Here is a 17,853-nt window from a genome sequence, read left to right on the forward strand (position 1 = left end):
ATACGTCCTTCGGGACTGCAGGAGGGCGGCTCTGAACTGCACACTCGCATGAGGCGCGGCGGTGCGCAGGGGTGGAGCGGACTTCAGGAGATCGCGGTGCTGGAGACTCTCAGCGGACCGGACAGATGGCGCTGGACATGCGGCCGAGGTCGACGTGCCGCCGACTCACCAAGGCAATTCCAGTTCCAGACATGACGGAAGCGTGTCACGCGGATCTCGGGCCAGTCCACCACGATCCATTATGTGGACGGGATGGTCCCGTAATGTGAGACAGTGTGGTGTCGGTCACGCATCCTTGTCGACAAAGCGATGCGAAGGGCGCGTGATCAGGCGTGTGCGCCGGGCCAGGGACCGGGGTTCGCGGCCTCGGGCTCCCGCTCGATCCTGGTGTCGAACAGCCGGAAGCCCCGCCGCAGGTAGTTGTCCATCGCGTGCGGGCCGTCGTCGGAGCAGGTGTGTACCCACACCCGCTCGGTCGGCTTCCGCCCCGGGTGGCGCTCGGCCAGGTCCCAGGCGCGGGCCACGCCGTACGACAGCAGGTGGCCGCCGATCCGGCGGCCCCGGAATGCCGGGATCAGACCGAAGTACGCGATCTCGACCGCCCCGTCCTCCTGGGCGTCGAGCTCGATGAACCCCGCCGGGGTCCCGTTCTCGTATGCCACCCAGGTCTCGCCCCCCGGACGCTCCAGGATCTCCTGCCACTGCGCGTAGGTGAGGCCCAGCCGGTCGGTCCACCGGACGTCCCCGCCGACCGCCGTGTAGAGGAACCGGCTGAACTCCGGCAGCGGGGTCCCGGACCGTACGACCGTCACCGGGCCCTCGGGGGCCGCGGCGGGGCTCAGGTCGGCGGGCGACGTCTGCTCCAGGTACCAGACGGTCACGTCGGAGAGAGGAGCGGAGGCATGCGTGGTGTTGCTCATGGCCGTCAGAAAACCACGGCTCGGCCCCGTCGCCCAAAAAAACGAGTCAGACCTTCCCCGTGGGCGTCCGTGCCCTGAGCACCACCGGAGCTGTCGAGCGGGGCAGCAGGTCGGCCGGCACGTCCGGGTGGACCACCTCCACCTCGACCCCCTCGCGGAAGCCGTACGGCCGGTGCGTCAGCACCTCCGCGAGATGGCGGCGCATCCGGGATATCTCGGCCCGCACCGTCACGGTCCTGGTCGCGTCACCGAAGACGTCCTCCGCCAGCTCCGCCGCCGTACGTCCCTCCCGGTGCAGGGCCAGCGCGTAGAGCAGCTCCGCGTGGCGGGGCGACAGCCGGCGGGTCCAGCTGTCCACCGGGCCCGCCACATGGACCGCGAGCCCCCGCTCCCGGCTCAGGTCGAGCACCACGCGGCGCGGCGAGCGTTCCTGCGCGCCCTCCGCGACCTGCACCAGCCAGCCGCCGGGCAGCGGTTCCACCCGGCACATCCCGAGCGAGGCCAGCCACACCGTGCCCGGCTCCAGGGACTTCGGCAGCGGCAGCCTGTCCACCGGTGGCATGCCGCTGACGGCGGCCAGCCAGCCATGGGTGTCCACCACCAGCGCGCGGCCGCCCAGCCTGCACAGGAGCGGGGCGGCCACCGAGCGCAGCCGCTCGATCGCCACCAGGTGCCGGCTGCGCAGCTCGCTCTCCGCCAGCGCCGCCACCGAGCCGACCAGGGCCAGCGTCGTCGGGTGGAAGGTGGAGGCGGGCCCGCTGATGTCGACGATGCCCATCAGCCGGCCGTCCCGGGGGTCGCGCAAGGGCGCCGCCGCACAGGTCCAGCCGTGCAGGGCACGGATGAAGTGCTCCGCGGAGTGGACCTGGATCGGGGTGCGCGCGGCGAGCGCGGTACCGATCGCGTTCGTCCCCGTCGCCGACTCGGCCCAGGCGGCACCCTCCTCCAGGCAGATGTCCTTCGCCCGCCGCATCACCGCGGAATTGCCCTGGCGCCACAGGACACGCCCCTCGGTGTCGGTGACGACCATGATCTGCTTCGCCGCGTCCGCTATCGAGGCGAGCCCTTCCCGCAGCACCGGCATGACCTCGCCGAGCGCGGTGCCTCTGCGCCGGTGTTCGATCTCGTCCGTTTCCAGCAGCCTGCTCTCCGGTGACTGCTCGGGATCGATCCCGCTGCGCAGCACACGGTCCCAGGACGCGTCGATCTCGGCACGCGGGACCGCCCCCGTACGCCCGCCCGTCAGCCGCGCCTCCCGTGCGCGGTGGACCAGGCGCTCGGTCGCCGCGGGGTACGAGGCGACTTCGGGCCGCGCCGGCGCGACAGGCCGTGAATCCATGACGGTCCCCCCAACAAGGCGTGGGCCCCGGTCCGGAAGCGGGAAACCTGGCCCAAAGGTCTCATCCTGCCGTGCAAGGGTCCCTTTGGCTCGTACTCCACGCAATGGTTGCAACCTCTTGCAACTCTGGCGACGGCCCGCGGAGCGTACGAGAGTGGTGGCACACCCTGCGGGGAGTCCCTGACCCGCCGCTCGGTGGTGCACAAGCGTGGAGGGTGGTGCCGTGTCGGCGCAGCACCACCCTCCGTCGCTTGCCCCGTTCCTCTCCTAGCCCTCCTGGGCCCGCGCCCGCTCCACGACCGTGGCCAGATCCAGACTGTGCGGCAGCGTCCCGAAGGCCGATCCCCAGTCCCCGCCCAGCCGTGACGCGCAGAACGCGTCCGCCACCTCCGGCGGAGCCCAGCGCAGCAGGAGCGAGCCCTGCAGCACCAGTGCCATCCGCTCCACCAGCCGCCTGGCGCGCGCCTCGACCGCGTCGAGATCCGCCAGCTCCGTCAACAGGTCCTTGATCGCCGCGTCGAGCCGGTGGTCCGCGCCGCGCGCCTTCCCGACCTCCTGGAGGAACGCGTCGAGCGCCCCCGGCTCACGTTGCAGCGCACGCAGCACATCGAGCGCCTGTACGTTGCCCGAGCCCTCCCAGATCGAGTTGAGCGGGGCCTCGCGGAGCAGCCGGGGCATTCCGGACTCCTCGACGTAACCGTTGCCGCCGAGGCACTCCAGGGCCTCCCCGACCACCGCGGTGCACCGCTTCGTCACCCAGTACTTGGCGGTCGGCACCGCGATCCGCAGGAAGGCCCGCTCCTGCTCGGTGTCCGCGTCGTACGCGGCGGCCAGCCGCAGAGCGAGCGTCGTCGCGGCCTCCGACTCCAGGGCCAGGTCGGCGAGTACGTTCCGCATCAGCGGCTTGTCGATCAGCAGTCCGCCGAACGCGCTGCGGTAGGCGCTGTGGTGGATCGCCTGCGCCACCGCCTGGCGCATCAGCGCCGCCGAACCGACCACGCAGTCCAGCCGGGTCGCGGCCACCATCTCGATGATGGTGCGCACCCCGCGCCCCTCCTCACCGACCCGGCGGGCCCACGTCCCGTCGAACTCGACCTCGCCGGAGGCGTTGGACCTGTTGCCCAGCTTGTCCTTGAGCCGCTGGATCGCGAAGGCGTTGCGGGCGCCGTCCGGCAGGACGCGAGGGACGAGGAAGCAGCTCAGCCCGCCCGGTGCCTGCGCCAGCACCAGGAAGCCGTCCGACATGGGAGCCGAACAGAACCACTTGTGTCCGGTGAGCAGATACTCCCCCTCGCCGGCCAGCGGCTCGGCGCGGGTGGTGTTGGACCGCACGTCGGTGCCGCCCTGCTTCTCCGTCATGCCCATCCCGAAGAGCACACCGGCCTTCTGCGACGCGGGCCGCAGTCCCTCCTCGTACACGTGGGAGGTCAGCAGCGGCTCCCACTCCGCGGCCAGCGCCGGATCCGTCCGCAGCGCGGGGACCGCCGCGTGCGTCATCGACAGCGGGCATCCATGGCCGGCCTCGGCCTGTGTCCACACCAGGAACCCGGCCGCGCGCCGGACGTGGCCGCCGGGCCGGCCCCAGGCGTCCGTCAGCCCGGCCGTGACCGCGTGCCCGAGCAGCCGGTGCCAGGCCGGGTGGAAGTCCACCTCGTCGACGCGGTGCCCGTAACGGTCGTGCGTACGCAGCTTCGGCGGGTTCTCGTTCGCCTGCGCGCCCCACTCCTGGGCCTGGAAGGAGCCGGCGGACCGGCCCAGCCCGCCGAGCTCCTCCCGTGCCTCGTCGAGGATTCCGGGCTCGAGGTGCCGCTCGACGGCCTCCGTCAGAGCCCGGTCGCCGGCGAAGACGTCATATCCGACCAGCGGCGGAACCTGGTTGGTCACTGTGTGGGTGCTAGGTGCCATGCCGATACGGTAAGGAGGTGCAGGCAGCAAAAGAAACACCCGAGCGGCCACCGGGTCGGCTCCACCGGGCTCGAGTCCTCTACCGCAACGTATCGAAGCGCCAGATGGCGTGGCAGTTGCTCAAGGACACGGTCAATTCGTGCATCGAGTACCGCATCCTCGGCCTCGCGGCCGAGGCGGCGTTCTTCACCCTGCTGTCCCTGCCGCCGCTGCTGCTCGGTCTGATCGGCCTGCTCGGCTACGTCGACGACTGGACGGCCGCCACCACGGTCGCCTCCATCGAGCGCAACATCCTGGGCGCGGTACAGACGGTTCTCTCCGAGCGAGGCGTCAACGACATCGCCAAACCCCTCATAGCCGACGTCACCACCGGCGCGCGCCCCGACGTCATCTCCATCGGCTTCGCGATCGCCCTCTGGTCCGGCTCACGCGCGGTGAACGTGTTCATCGACACCATCACCGTGATGTACGGGCTCGACGGCCACCGCGGCATCGTCAAGACGCGGCTTCTGGCCTTCCTGCTGTACGTGGTCGCGCTGTTGCTCGGAGCGGTGGTGCTGCCCCTGCTGGTGGTCGGTCCCGACCGGGTGGTGGAGTTCGTCCCCTGGGGCACCGAGGTGCTCGCGGTCATGTACTGGCCGCTCGTCATACTGCTGTCCATCGCGTTCCTGACGACGCTCTACCACGTGTCCGTGCCCGTCCGTTCGCCGTGGATAGAGGACGTGCCCGGGGCTCTCGTGGCGCTCGGGATGTGGGTGCTGGGGAGTTTCCTCCTGCGGATCTACCTCACGAACACGGTCGAAGGGCCCACCATCTACGGATCGTTGGCCGCGCCCATCGCTGTCCTGCTCTGGATAGGTATCTCCGCTTTCGCCGTGCTCGTCGGCGCCGCGGTCAACGCCGCGATCGACCGCGTGTGGCCCTCGCTGGCGACCGCGGCGGCACGAGCCACCAGCGATCGGATCAAGGCGGCCCAGGCCGCCGAACTCGTGGCACGCGCCCAGGCGGCGAACTGGGACGCGTACGCCGACGACGAGGACGACGTCTCCATGCCCTCCGAATTCCCCGAGCGCTGGTCGCGCTTCCTCCCCCCGGACGACGTGAAGTCCCGGCTGCACGGCAACCGGGACAAGGACGCCCCCTGAGAGCTCCCGATAGCCTGGAGACCATGGGCGCACGCTACGAGGAGCGGACATCGCGCTTCGGCGGCGCGGTCCTCTGGAGCTGGAGCGGGCAGCGCGAACCCGGCCGGCCGGTACTGCCCGACGGCTGCATGGACCTGCTGTGGGCCGGCGGCCGGCTGCTGGTGGCGGGCCCCGACACCCACGCGTTCACCCCCGCGGCGGCGCTCTCCGGCAGCTGCGCGGGCATCCGGTTCGCCCCTGGCACGGCGCCCGCGCTCCTGGGTGTGCCGGCACACGAGCTGCGTGACCGGCGGGTAGCGCTCGACGCCCTCTGGCCCGGGCCGGAGGTCCGAGCGCTCACCGAGCGGATCGGAGAGGCCGACGACCCGGTCGCCGCGCTGGAGGGCATCGCCCTGCGCAGGGCGGCGGGCACCGGACCACCGGACCCGCTCACGGCCGCCGTCGCCGAGCACCTGCGACAGGGCCGCTCCGTCGGCGCCACCGCGCACGCCGTCGGCCTCGGGGCGCGCCAGCTGCACCGGCGCTCGCTGGCAGCCTTCGGATACGGCCCGAAGACGCTGGCCAGGGTCCTCAGGTTGCAGCGCGCCCTGGACCTCGTACGGGCGGGAACGCCGTACGCCGAAGCCGCGTACGCCGCGGGCTGCACGGACCAGGCGCACCTGGCACGGGAGATGCGGGACCTCGCCGGGACGACCCTCGGCGGCTATCTGGCCGCGACCGGCTACGAGGGACTGGCGGCGAACAGCGAGACCGCACAGCCGTCGGGGTCGAGGACGACGGCGTAACGCTGCCCCCAGACCGCGTCCCAGGGCTTCAGATGGCCCCGGTAACCGGCTCCGGTCAGGTCGGCGTACACCGCGTCGACCTCCGCCGGGCTGTCGCAGAGGAAGGCGAGCCCGAGGCGCTCGCCGCCCTCGGACCCCTGCCAGTCCGGTTCGAAGGAGCGGACGACGTCCTCGGTGTCCCACAGCAGGCGCTGCCCGCCGGGAAGGGGCACTTCGACGTGGGGTGCCGATTCGGCCCCGGCGGGGATGCCGAGCCCGAGCCGCCGGTAGAAGGCGAGCGATGCGGCCATGTCGGCGGTGGTGACGGAGATCGCGTCGAGTCGTGGAGTCATGGAAGGACCGTATTCCGGGGGCCGTGACCAGGTCTTGTACGAAACGGTCACGGCCCCCGGAACAACGGATCAGGCGCAGTCGGCCGGGGAGGTGCCCGGGTCCGTCAGCGGCAGCCCCAGCTGGGCGCGCTCGGTGAGCCACCGGGTCGGCCGGTGGCGCGGGTCGCCGGTGGTGGCGTGCAGCGACCGCTGCAGCTCCAGCATCCGCGCGGCGCCGACCCGGTCGCCCCAGGCCAGCGGTCCCGCCGGGTAGCCGAGGCCGGTCGTCACGGCGAGGTCGATGTCCGCCGGGGCGGCCAGAGAGCGCTCCGCGATCGAAGCGGCGACCGAGACGACCGAGGCGAGCAGCCGCTGCGCCACCGAACCCGCGGTGTCCCGCACGACCGACACCGCCCAGGGCTCCTCGTCCTCCCCGGCGCGGGCCAGGACCGCACGGGCGTCCCGAGCGGCGGCCGGGTCCGAGGCGGGCGTCACCGCGAGCACCCGTCGGCGTCCCGCCGGGGGCAGTGGATCGACGCCGAAGGTACGCGCGGCGGGCAGCTCCAGCGAGGCCACCGCCGAGGCCACGGTGGTCCCCCACACGGGGACGAGGACCAGGGCCTCGCCGGTGGGCGAGGGGCCGTTCTCGACCGTGGCTCCGGCAGCGGTCAGCGCGGTCCGCAGCGCAGCCGCGTCCTGGGCGCCGACGCCGCCCGCGACGAACACCGGCCGGTCCGCGTCACCCGTCACCGGCGGCTCCACGGCGGGGGCCGGTGCCTCGGGACCGTACGCGAACCAGCCCTGTCCCGTCTTGCGGCCGTGCAGGCCCGCGGTCACCCGGTTCGGGGTGAGGAAGGAGGGGCGGAGGCGGTCCTCGTGACGGAAGCCCTGCCAGATCGAGTCGATCACCGCAGCGGTGACGTCGAGCCCCGTGAGGTCCATCAGCTCGAACGGGCCCATGCGCAGCCCCAGGACGTCCCTGGCGATCCGGTCGATCCCGGCCGGGTCGCCGACGGACTCCTCCAGCAGCGCCAGCGCTTCCGTCACCAGCCCCCGGCCGGCGTGGTTCACCAGGAAGCCGGGGGTGTCGGCGACGGTGACCGCCCGGTGCCCGCAGCTCTCGACCAGCGCCGTGAGGACCGGCGGGATCCCGGGACGGGTGGCGGCGCCCGGCACGACCTCGACGATCTTCATCAGCGGCACGGGGTTGAAGAAGTGCAGCCCGGCGAGCCGCCCCGGGTCCCGCAGGGAGGCGGCGATCCGGGTCACCGACAGGGACGAGGTGTTGGTCGCGAAGACCGTGGACTCCGGCAGGGCCTGCTCCAGCTTCCCGAACACCTCGGCCTTGGTGTCCAGATCCTCCCGTACGGCCTCGACGACCAGCTCGACCTCCGGGCCCGGCGCCCACGGGTCGTCGAGGGGGACCAGCCGCTCAAGTGCGGCCGCGGAGTCCCCGGCGGACATCCGGCCCTTCCGGACCGCGCGTTCCAGCATGGACCGGACGAACTCCACGGCCGCTGTCACCGCCTCGGCCCTGACGTCGCAGAGCTCGACGGTGTGCCCGGCGGCCGCGGCCCACTGGGCGATGCCGCGGCCCATGGCTCCGGCGCCGACGATCCTGATACGCATGGCGGTTACGTCCTCTCGGCAGGTGCGGTCGACGTCAGCGACGGTAGCCGCCGGTCGGTGTCGGTGAAGGTGGACCCGGTGTCAGCGGAGGTAGACGCGGCCGGGGTCGACGTCCTCGCGCAGGAGACGCAGCTCCGCCTCGGTCGGCGGAGGCACGGTGGCGACGGAGTCGGCGATCCGGAGGTCCCAGCCGGTGGCCTCCCGCACCTGGTCCACCGTCACGCCAGGGTGCACGGCGACGAGCCGCAGCTCCTCCCCGACGCCGGAGCGGGCCAGGATGCCCAGTTCGGTGATGACCCGCGTGACGCCCGCGCCCAGCGGCCGGATGCCCTCCGCGATCGCCCGGTCCGGGCCCGGGGTGGTGCAGAAGTCCAGGGTTCCGGTGAACGAGCGGGGGTTGTGACGGCGCATCACCACGAAGACCTCGTGGGAGTTGGCCATCACCTCGACGGCGCCCCCGGAGCCCGGGAGCCGCACCGTGGGACTCTCCCAGTCGCCGATGACCGAGGTGTTGAGGTTGCCCCACCGGTCGATCTGCGCCGCGCCGAGGAAGCCGACGTCGATGTGGCCGCCCTGGAGCACGCAGCCGAACAGCGCCGGCATCGACAGCACCGCCTCCGCGCCGGAGATCAGCACGGCGTCGGCGATGGTCTCCGGCAGATGCGAGGGGTGCGCCCCGCAGACCCCCGATTCGTACACGACCTCGATCTGCGGCGCGACCGTCAGATGGGCGAGCTCGGTGGCGAGTGTCGGCAGTCCGATGCCGGCGAACACCGTCCGGCGGGAGGCCAGTTCGCGGGACGCGACGACGGAGAGCAGCTCGGACGAGGTGACGGCCTCCGGTGCGGTGGTGGTCATGGTCCGTTCCTTCCCCTGCGGCGCGCTCACAGCCGCCTCCCGTAGTTCACCGGTTCGCTGAGCGCTTCGCCCACGGCGAGTCCCGCCCAGAAGTCCTCGCCCAGCTTGTCCACGTACTCGGCGTGGTCGGCCGTTCCGTACACCCACTCCGCCAGCCACTCGCGCAGCCGCTCAGGGTCCTTGCTGATGTGCGACCAGGCCCGGTAGAAGGCGTTGTCGCGGTCGTAGTAGCCCTGTGCGAAGGACGGGTGGGCACCGCGCGGGCAGACGACCACGGCGTCCACGGCGTGGGAGGGGACGAGTGTGCGGTTGGGGTCCGAGCGGACCACCTCGTCCTCGACGACCTCCTCGACGACGACGATCGCCCTGTCCGCCGCGTACACCGCCTCGGCCTGGATGCCGGTCAGTCCCCAGATCTGGGTGTTGCCCCGGCGGTCGGCCCGCTGGGCGTGGACGATCGTCACGTCCGGGTTCACGGGCGGTACGACGTAGATCTGTTCCTGCTGTCCGTCGGGCCCCGGGTAGGGCGACGTCACCTTGCGCAGATCGCTGTTCACGCTCGGCAGATCACTGCCGCCGTAGCTGCGCAGCGGGTAGAACGGCAGCCGCTGGGACCCCGCGAGGTAGCGGCAGACCATCCCGTAGTGGCTGTACTCCTCGAAGGCCAGCGGAGCCGGGTCGGCGCGCTCGATCCTGCGCCGCAGCTCACCGAGCGAGCCGGCGGAGGAGTTGCCCACGAAGGATGAGACCAGCCGCGAGACACATCCCGCGGCGATCATCTGGTCCACCACGATGTCCGCCGTCATCCGCACGACGGTGAGGTCCTTGCGGCCCTGGCGGATGATCTCGTGCCCTGCGGCGGTGGGGACGAGGTGGGTGAACCCTTCGATGCTGACGGTGGCTCCGTCGTGCACGAAGGCGGCCACGGCCTCCTTCATCGACATGACTTTGCTGGGCCCGTCGGCCGTATCCGTCCGCTCCACGGTGCTCCTCGGCGAGTGCGTGCTGGTCGCCCTTACCGTGTCAGCGGCCATTGATTGCTGTCCAATACCAAATTAAGGTCGGATCAAGACCGTTGGTTAATGAATGGAAGCTCGATGGAACTGCGTCATCTGACCGCGTTCACCGCCGTCGCCGAGGAGCTGCACTTCGGCCGCGCCGCCAAGCGGCTGCAGATGGCCCAGCCCCCGCTCAGCCAGCAGATCCGGCAGCTGGAGAAGGAGCTCGGCGTCCAGCTCTTCGAGCGCAACACCCGGTCGGTGCGGCTCACCAGTGCGGGGGAGTCCTTCCTGGAGCCCGTGCGCACCGTGCTCGACGACCTCGATATCGCGGTGCGGGCCGCCAAGGCTGCCGGACGCGGGGAGTACGGCCGGGTCACCATCGGCTTCGCCGGAGCCTCCAGCCACGAGACGCTGCCCCTGCTGACCCGGGCCGTGCGGGCCGCCCACCCCGGGATCGAGCTGGCCATGAAGGGCCAGACGTATGCCAACGTCGCCCTGTCCCGGGTCGCCGACGGCTCGCTCGACCTGGGGTTCGTCCGCCTCCCGGTGACCCAGCCGGGAGTGGCCTGCCGGGTCATCGACGAGGAGGAGCTGCTGTGCGCGCTGCCGTCCGACCACCGGCTCGCGCGTCTGGAGAGCATCCCCATCGGGGTCCTCGCCGACGAACCCTTCGTCTCCTTCCCCGCGAACGCCGGCTCCACGGTGCGCGACGCGATGGTCCAGGCCTGCGAGGCCAACGGCTTCAACCCGCGTGTGGTGCAGGAGGCCCCCGACTCGTACACGATCCTGGCCCTCGTCGCCGCGGGAGTCGGCGTCACGCTCACGGTCTCCTCCGTCCGCCACATCCAGCAGAACGGCCTGGTCTACCGGTCCCTCGCCGGCCCGCCCATCCGGCGCCAGGCGGCACTGGCCTGGCGCACGGACAACCCGTCCGCGGCGCTCCGCGCGGTGCTCGCGGTCGCCGAGGAGGCGCTGCCGACGCCTTGAGGGCCCTGCCCGCTCGATGGTCCTGCCCGCGAAGTCCCGCCCGGCCCGCGACGCCGGGCACGCCCCCGCCTGGCACGCGACGTCCGGCACATCCCCGAGCTCCCGGCTACGCACCAGCGGGCAGGGAGGAAAGACCCTGAACCTCGATTGAGACGTGTGGCGTCTTGAATGCGAGGTAACTCGATATTGGACCGACTCAGTGGTCCAGTGCGAAGGTCGCCCCACACAACCGAACCCGCCGAAAGGTGTTCCGCCGTGCCCGACCAGACCGATGTCGTCATCTGCGAGCCGCTGCGCACACCCATCGGGCGTTTCGGCGGCGCGTTCGCCCAGCAGACCCCGGCCGCGCTCGCCGCACGCGTCATCGCCGAGGTCGTCGCCCGCACGGGGGTCGACCCGGACCGGGTGGACGAAGTGATCCTCGGACACGCCTATCCCTCGTCCGAGGCCCCCGCCATCGGCCGGGTCGCCGCTCTGGACGCCGGACTCCCCGACACCGTCGCCGGTCTCCAGACCGACCGGCGCTGCGGCTCGGGCCTGCAGGCCGTCCTCGACGCGGCCATGCAGATCCGGGCCGGATTCAGTGACGTCGTCATCGCGGGCGGCGTCGACGTGATGAGCGCCGCCCCCTACTACACCCACGACGGACGCTGGGGCATCAAGGGGCCCGGCCTCCAGCTCCACGACTCACTCGCCAGGGGCCGCGTCACCGCGGGCGGCGTGCACCACCCCGTACCCGGCGGCATGATCGAGACCGCGGAGAACCTGCGCCGCGCCTACTCGATCAGCCGCGCCGACCAGGACGCCCTCGCCCTGCGCTCGCAGGCCCGCGCCGCCCGGGCGGCGCGAGAAGGGCGCTACGACGCGGAGACCGTTCCCGTCACCGTACGGGGCCGCAAGGGCGACACCGTCGTCACCGCCGACGAGCACCCCCGCCCCGACACCACCGCCGAACAGCTCGCCGGACTCCGCCCGATCATGGCCAGGACCGACCCGGAGGCGACCGTCACCGCCGGCAACGCCAGCGGGCAGAACGACGCGGCCGCCGCGTGCCTGGTGACCAGCGCCGCCACCGCCGAACGGCTCGGACTCACCCCGCTCGTCCGTCTGGTCTCCTTCGCCCGCGCGGGTGTCCCCGCCGCGACGATGGGCATCGGCCCCGTCCCGGCCACCCACGCGGCCCTCGGCCGTGCCGGTCTCACTCTCGCGGATCTCGACCTGATCGAGATCAACGAGGCCTTCGCCGCCCAGGTCCTGGCCTGCACCCGTGAGCTGGGGCTGGGCGAGAAGGACCACGAGCAGCGCATCAACGTCAACGGATCCGGCGTCTCCCTCGGTCACCCGGTGGGTGCCACCGGGGCCCGCATCCTCGCCACACTCAGCCGGGAGATGCACCGCAGCGAGGCGCGCTACGGGCTGGAGACCATGTGCATCGGCGGCGGCCAGGGCCTCGCCGCGGTCTTCGAACGCATCGGCGCCTGACGCCGTCCCCTCCTTTCCGTCCCCCTCTCCGTCCCCTCCTTTCCGTCCCCCTCATCCATCACGCGACCCAGGGCGTCTCGGGCGACGCCGGGTCAGTCGTGCCCCCATCCGCTTGATCAACGATGTTCACGGGAGCCACCAATGAGTGCGACCACCGCAACCGCACGCGAGCGAACGAAAGCCGCCAACCGCGCAGGGTTCGGAGCCTTCATCGGCTCCACCATCGAGTGGTTCGACTTCTACATCTACGGGACCGCGGCGGCGCTCGTCTTCGACAAGGTGTTCTTCCCTGAACTCGAAGGCCCCATAGGCACCCTGGTCGCCTTCGCGACCTTCTGGGTCGGCTTCCTCGCCCGCCCCATCGGGGGCATCATCTTCGGCCACTACGGCGACCGGCTCGGCCGTAAGAAGACCCTCGTCATCACCTTGCTGATGATGGGCATCTCGACCACCGCGATCGGTCTGCTGCCCGGCTACGCCTCCATCGGCGTCGCCGCCCCGATCCTGCTGGTCTTCATCCGCATGATCCAGGGCATCGGCCTCGGCGGTGAATGGGGCGGCTCCGTCCTGATCGCCTCCGAACACGCGCCCAAGGGCAAGTCGGTGCTGTACGCGGCGTTCGCCCAGCAGGGGTCGCCCGTCGGGAACACCCTCTCCACGTTGAGCTTCCTCGCCATCAGCCAGCTGCCCGACGACGCCTTCGTCTCCTGGGGCTGGCGGGTGCCCTTCCTCGCCTCCGCCGCACTCGTCATGGTCGGTCTCCTGGTCCGGCTGAAGGTCGCCGAGTCCCCGGCCATGGCCAAGCTCATCGAGAAGAAGGAAGTCGTCAAGCTCCCGCTGACCGAGGTCCTGCGCAGCCACCCCATGCTGATCGTCCTCGGCATCGGCGCCTGCACCATCGGCCTGTCCGCGACGTACTTCAAGTCGACGTTCGCCCTGTCCTGGGCCACGACGTCCCTCGACTTCGACCGCAGCTCGTTCCTGACGATCATCCTCGTCGCCAACATCACCCAGATCGTCGTCCAGCCCTTCGGCGCCCTCATGGCCACCCGGATGAAGAGCTGGTCCCGCGCGGTGATCGTGATGCTGGTCCCCGAGCTGTTCCTGATGCCGGTGATGTTCCTCCTCATCCGCACCGAGAACTACGGCCTCGCGATGCTCGGTGTCGCCGTCGCCACGATCCCGCACTGCCTCTACTACGCGGCCCTCGCCGGCATGCTCGCCAGCCGCTTCCCGGCCCATCTGCGCTACACCGGCATCTCGCTCTGCTACCAGCTCTGCGGCACCCTGCTCGGCGGTACGACCCCGATCGTCGGCCAGTTCCTGCTCAACCGGACCGGCTCCATCACCGCCGTCATCGCGTACGCCGTCTTCCAGGTGGCGCTGACCCTGGGCTGCATGCTCCTCCTCCTCAAGCGCCCCAACCACGACGAGCAGGCCGCCGAGCCGGTCGCCGCCCCCCGCACCGCGCCCGTCACCGCCTGACCGCCCGTACACGCAGAACGGAGTACCGCCCATGCCGCTTACCGTGAACGGCATCCCGGAGATCCTCGCCCTCGGCGGGCGCGACCTCGGGCGCTCGGAGTGGAAGGAGGTCACCCAGGAGCTGATCGACGCCTACGCGTACGTCTCCGGGGACCACCAGTGGATCCACACCGACGTCGAACGCGCCGCCGCCGGCCCGTACGGGCGCACCATCGCCCACGGCTACATGGTGCTGAGCTGGGGCATCCCGATGTTCGGCGAGCTGCTGCGGGTGAGCGGTGTGGGACGCGCGCTCAACTACGGGGTCAACCGGGTGCGCCATCCGGCGCCCGTCCCCGTGGGCAGCCGTGTCCGCCTGCACGCCACCGTCACCGGGGTGACCGAGGTGGCGCGGGGCGGCGTGCAGATGACGCGTGGCTTCACCTTCGAGCTCGACGGCTCGGAGAAGCCGGCCTGTGTCGCCGAGTCGCTGACGCACTTCTATCCGTAGGACGCTGCGGTACCCGCGCGAAAAGGCGCCCGCCCGGAACTCCCGGGCGGGCGCCTTCGTGTCGTGGCCCGCTGTCCGGCGCGGAGCTTCCCAGGCTCGGAGCGCGAGTTCGATTCTCGTCACCCGCTTCATATGAAAGCCCCAGGCCAGCTGACCTGGGGATTCTTCGTTGTGCATACGGTGTGGACCAGCGACGCCGGCACCACCGCACAGGCCAACGCCCCCGATGCGGCCGGCGTCGACGTACGGCAGGGTCACCAGGCGGTCGATGACGTGGCCGACGTCCGAGACGCGGAAGTGCGGGTCTTCTATGGACCCCTGGGGATCCCGCCCTGGCGCGCTGGAAGCTGGCGCGGCGTCACGAGGCTGAAGTCCTGGCGCATCTTCGGCAGGTCCCGCCGCATGACGTCAATCACCAGGGCCATCGTCACGTGGAGAGGCAACGCTGAAGCCGCTCGTCGATCGCGCACCCCGGCCGGTCGAGGCCTGCGTCAGAACCACTCCGTTCTGCACTTCCCCGACCTAGGCTTTAGTCCCAGGAAGTCGATGAAGGGGAGTCCGGCATGGATTCGATCACGGCAGCGGCGCTCGCAGCACTGGCTGGGAGCGCCGGCAGTGAGGCCGGCCGCCAGGCGTGGGCAGGGCTGACCGCTCTGGTGCGCCGCCCGTTCCGACGCGGGACGGTTCCGGAGCCCGACCAGGACGGGGTCCGGGTCAGCTCCGGCGAACTGGAGCTCGCCGCGATGCAGGAGGACAGCACCGATCCGGTCCGGTCGCAGGCGCTTGCGACGGCACTCCACGTACGGGCGGCCCTGGACGAGGAATTCCGCCTGCTCCTCGACGAGTGGTGGCAGAGGACGCAGGCGTCAGATGGCGCAGCACACAACAGCGTCTCGGGAGGCACGCAGAACGGTCCTGTGGTTCAAGGCCGCGACTTCTCCGGCCTCACCTTCCACATGACCCGCGACACGGTGGACCCAGGTCGTGAGTAGCCGGTTGTCCGCACATGGCACCCGCTCCCCACGGCTTCGGTTGCTCACCTGGTAGCGGTCCGTCGAGGAAGACCGGGTCACCAGTTGTCTCACAGCGGTTCTGCGGAGGCAGATCGCTTTCCCTCCACTCGCCTGCGCGTGGGCAGCGCATCACCGGGAGCGCCGCCGCCGTCTGCTCGGCATCGGAGGTTCTCCCGCCCGGGGAGAGACGTCGGGGCGTGCCGTCCCTGCTGGCCGGCTTCCCCCCGGGGCGCTGCGCAGGGCAGGGCGGCCACTGCCTCGCCGGGTGTCGCGACGGCCGGCTCGTGCACGTCACTGCCGCGGAGAGGCCACGTCCTGTTCCGGGCACGGCCGCAGCTGTGGTCGACGTGTGTCTTGCGCCCGGGACGCCACCGGGACGCCACCACGCTGGTCGTCGCCCGCGGCACGCGGCGTCAGAGGATACGGCTCTCACATCCGTCGGATGTGGTTGCAGTGCGTCGACCGGGGGCCGTCGACGCACTGCAACGCCACAGCCTGCGCAGGCTCGTGGCTGCCGGTGGCGCGCGAGACCGCACTCGATCGGTCCGGCGGCAACGCCGCTGTCGGATGCAGGGCACTGCAAGGTTCTCGCAAGGCTTCGTCGAGCCTTCCGTCCTCCTGGGCGGGAACTCAGGTGGCAGAGGCAGTTCGTGACAGTGACCATCGGACAGAAGCCAACAGGGGGACGCCATGTCGGCGTTGAGTGGTACCGGAACGATGACGAACGCGGCGAGCAGATTCGAAAAACCGCCCGCGACGGCCAGTGTTGCTGAGTCACGGCAGTGGCTGACTCTGGTGGGGCGCAAGCAGGTATTGGCCGTGGTCCACACGGTGACGTACGGGAAACGACTGCTCGATGTCCTTTCCCTGCTGGAAGCCGACTTCCGGCTCCAGGTCGTCTTCACCGCACCGCCGCACGCCTTCGGCGACGACGTGCCCGCCTACCTGGCGAGTCTGGGAAGCGCCGTGGTGCCGTGGGAACAGGCGACGCGCATGACCTTCGACCTCGCACTCGCCATGGGACCCCGCGGCATGGAGTACATCAAGGCCCCGCTGTTCACGCTGCCGCACGGGGCCAACTACCTGAAGAGGGTGACCGAAGGAGCGCACGCGGGCGTTGCGGGGCTGCGCAGACAGGACCTCATGCCCGGAGGACGGCCGCCCGCCGCCGTAGGCGTGCCACACCACTCCGAGCTGCGTGAGCTGGCACGCAGCTGCCCGGAGGCGCTCCCGCTGGCGCATGTCATCGGTGATCCCGCACACGACCGGATCATGGCCAGTCTGCCGCTGCGCGCCGCTTACCGCCGCGCGCTCGGGCTCGCGGATGGGCAGAAACTCGTCGTCTCGGTCTCAACGTGGGGGGCCCACTCCTCGTTCGGCCGGTTCGACACGCTGCTGCCTCGGCTGATCGGCGAGCTGCCGGTGGCGAGCTACCGTACGGCGCTGCTCGTCCATCCGAACGTGTGGGCGGGGCACGGCGCCTACCAGGTCAGGTCGTGGCTGGCGCGGTGCGAACAACGCGGAATCGGAGTCGTGCCCCCGGAAGCGGACTGGCGCAGCATTCTGGTCGCGGCGGACTGGATCATCGGTGACCACGGATCGGTCACTCTCTACGGGACGCTCACCGGGGCACCGATTCTGCTGACCACCTCTCCGGAGCGGGAGATCAATCCCTCGTCGCCTGCCGCTGCTCTCGCCGCCCACGCACCGACGCTGTCTCCCACCCACCCGCTGGTGGAGCAACTCGACTATGTGGCACAGGAGTACCGGCAGGAGGAATATGCCCCGATCCGGGCCCGCATCACGTCGGAGCCCGGCCGTTTCAACCGGAACACGCGCAAGCTGATGTACAAACTGCTGGAGATGGGACAGCCCGCGCACGAACCACTGGCCATCCCGCTGCCGGCGCCTCTGCCGCTGGCCGCGTGGGCACCGGGCCGTGGAGAGGCGTCGGCGTGAAGCGCTTCGTCGTGGTCGAGGCGAGCCCCTTTCCGGACGTGCTGCTGGCCCGGTGCGGCAACGCGTCCTTCAGCGTGCGGCTGAGGCAGGTGCACCGTCTCCACAGTGCGTGGGTCATCGACGAGCACCTGGTCGTGGACGTGGACAGCTGCCGGGACCGCTCCCTGCTCGACTGTGCGGACGTGCTCCAGGGAAGCCGCGTGCACTCGGCCACCGGCGCACTGCGCCGACTGGCCGTCCTCACGTCGGCCTACCCGTCCTGCGGCATTGCCGCGGTGCCCCTGTCGGATGCCGGAGGCGTGGGCGGCTGGGCACTGGCCGACGGATCCGACCGATCGCCGGTCCTCGTTCTGCACCGCCTGTACGGGCCACGTCAGGACTCCTCGGAGCAGTCTCTGCTGCCGTCGTGCGTGCACGCCTGGATGGTGGCGGGGAGATCACTGCGGGAGTGGCCGTACGCCCACGAGGCATCGGCCAGCTGAACCGCACAGGCCATCTCCGCAGACCGGGACCGGGTAGCCCACGCGGCTCGGTCCCTCCTGCC

17 protein-coding genes are annotated in these 17,853 nt (G+C 71.1%); 9 read left to right on the plus strand and 8 right to left on the minus strand.

Annotated features, from left to right (window positions below):
• Nucleotides 1-109: 109 nt before the first annotated feature.
• From HED23_RS36035 to HED23_RS11450, 4 genes are all read right to left on the minus strand, one after another.
• Nucleotides 110-193: a putative leader peptide gene (locus tag HED23_RS36035; RefSeq protein WP_349817346.1), complete on the minus strand. Its 84-nt coding sequence runs from the start codon at nt 191-193 to the stop codon at nt 110-112.
• Between the two features lie 133 nt (nt 194-326).
• Entirely contained in the window at nt 327-920 is a 594-nt protein-coding gene (locus HED23_RS11440) for a GNAT family N-acetyltransferase (protein WP_203183289.1), read from the minus strand.
• Between the two features lie 46 nt (nt 921-966).
• Nucleotides 967-2,259: a GAF domain-containing protein gene (locus HED23_RS11445; protein ID WP_203183290.1), complete on the minus strand. Its 1,293-nt coding sequence runs from the start codon at nt 2,257-2,259 to the stop codon at nt 967-969.
• A gap of 267 nt (nt 2,260-2,526) precedes the next feature.
• Nucleotides 2,527-4,164, minus strand: coding sequence for an acyl-CoA dehydrogenase family protein (locus HED23_RS11450; protein ID WP_203183291.1), 1,638 nt, complete (start codon nt 4,162-4,164; stop codon nt 2,527-2,529).
• Between the two features lie 17 nt (nt 4,165-4,181).
• Between HED23_RS11450 and HED23_RS11455 the strand changes: the two genes are divergently transcribed.
• Together HED23_RS11455 and HED23_RS11460 are read left to right on the plus strand one after the other, a co-directional pair.
• Nucleotides 4,182-5,309 carry a YihY/virulence factor BrkB family protein gene (locus tag HED23_RS11455; RefSeq protein WP_203183292.1) on the plus strand — a complete coding sequence of 376 codons (1,128 nt, stop codon included), beginning with the start codon at nt 4,182-4,184 and terminating at the stop codon, nt 5,307-5,309.
• 23 nt (nt 5,310-5,332) lie between these two features.
• Complete coding sequence (locus tag HED23_RS11460) at nt 5,333-6,094, plus strand: helix-turn-helix domain-containing protein (RefSeq protein WP_203183293.1); 762 nt, start codon at nt 5,333-5,335, stop codon at nt 6,092-6,094.
• Here the strand turns inward: HED23_RS11460 and HED23_RS11465 are convergent.
• From HED23_RS11465 to HED23_RS11480, 4 genes are all read right to left on the minus strand, one after another.
• Nucleotides 6,031-6,426, minus strand: a complete 396-nt coding sequence (locus tag HED23_RS11465; RefSeq protein WP_203183294.1) for a VOC family protein — start codon at nt 6,424-6,426, stop codon at nt 6,031-6,033. The genes HED23_RS11460 and HED23_RS11465 overlap by 64 nt on opposite strands.
• Nucleotides 6,427-6,495: 69 nt before the next feature.
• Nucleotides 6,496-8,034, minus strand: a complete 1,539-nt coding sequence (locus tag HED23_RS11470) for a 3-hydroxyacyl-CoA dehydrogenase (RefSeq protein WP_203183295.1) — start codon at nt 8,032-8,034, stop codon at nt 6,496-6,498.
• A gap of 81 nt (nt 8,035-8,115) precedes the next feature.
• Nucleotides 8,116-8,892 (minus strand): CoA-transferase subunit beta, encoded by a 777-nt coding sequence (locus HED23_RS11475; RefSeq protein ID WP_203183296.1) that lies wholly within the window; start codon nt 8,890-8,892, stop codon nt 8,116-8,118.
• 26 nt (nt 8,893-8,918) lie between these two features.
• The gene (locus HED23_RS11480) at nt 8,919-9,836 is read right to left on the minus strand and encodes a CoA transferase subunit A (RefSeq protein WP_203187441.1); all 918 of its coding nucleotides are present in this window, start codon (nt 9,834-9,836) and stop codon (nt 8,919-8,921) included.
• Between the two features lie 153 nt (nt 9,837-9,989).
• On the opposite strand from HED23_RS11480, the gene HED23_RS11485 reads away from it, so the two are divergent.
• The 7 genes from HED23_RS11485 (at nt 9,990) to HED23_RS11520 (ending at nt 17,791) form a co-directional block, all read left to right on the plus strand.
• Nucleotides 9,990-10,880 (plus strand): LysR family transcriptional regulator, encoded by an 891-nt coding sequence (locus HED23_RS11485; protein WP_203187442.1) that lies wholly within the window; start codon nt 9,990-9,992, stop codon nt 10,878-10,880.
• A gap of 255 nt (nt 10,881-11,135) precedes the next feature.
• A complete protein-coding gene (locus HED23_RS11490) occupies nt 11,136-12,362 on the plus strand; it encodes an acetyl-CoA C-acetyltransferase (protein ID WP_203183297.1) in 1,227 nt (408 codons plus the stop codon).
• Between the two features lie 141 nt (nt 12,363-12,503).
• Nucleotides 12,504-13,847: an MFS transporter gene (locus tag HED23_RS11495; protein WP_203183298.1), complete on the plus strand. Its 1,344-nt coding sequence runs from the start codon at nt 12,504-12,506 to the stop codon at nt 13,845-13,847.
• Between the two features lie 31 nt (nt 13,848-13,878).
• A complete protein-coding gene (locus tag HED23_RS11500; protein WP_203183299.1) occupies nt 13,879-14,337 on the plus strand; it encodes a MaoC family dehydratase in 459 nt (152 codons plus the stop codon).
• Nucleotides 14,338-14,900: 563 nt separating this feature from the next.
• Nucleotides 14,901-15,329: a hypothetical protein gene (locus HED23_RS11510; protein WP_203183300.1), complete on the plus strand. Its 429-nt coding sequence runs from the start codon at nt 14,901-14,903 to the stop codon at nt 15,327-15,329.
• An 816-nt stretch (nt 15,330-16,145) separates the two neighbouring features.
• Nucleotides 16,146-17,309 (plus strand): hypothetical protein, encoded by a 1,164-nt coding sequence (locus tag HED23_RS11515; protein ID WP_203183301.1) that lies wholly within the window; start codon nt 16,146-16,148, stop codon nt 17,307-17,309.
• Entirely contained in the window at nt 17,306-17,791 is a 486-nt protein-coding gene (locus HED23_RS11520; RefSeq protein ID WP_203183302.1) for a hypothetical protein, read from the plus strand. The genes HED23_RS11515 and HED23_RS11520 overlap by 4 nt, the downstream gene beginning before the upstream one ends.
• Nucleotides 17,792-17,853 lie beyond the last annotated feature (62 nt).

Origin of the sequence: Streptomyces pratensis, from assembly GCF_016804005.1 — a bacterium.
In the GTDB taxonomy this organism is placed as follows: Bacteria; Actinomycetota; Actinomycetes; order Streptomycetales; family Streptomycetaceae; genus Streptomyces; species Streptomyces pratensis_A.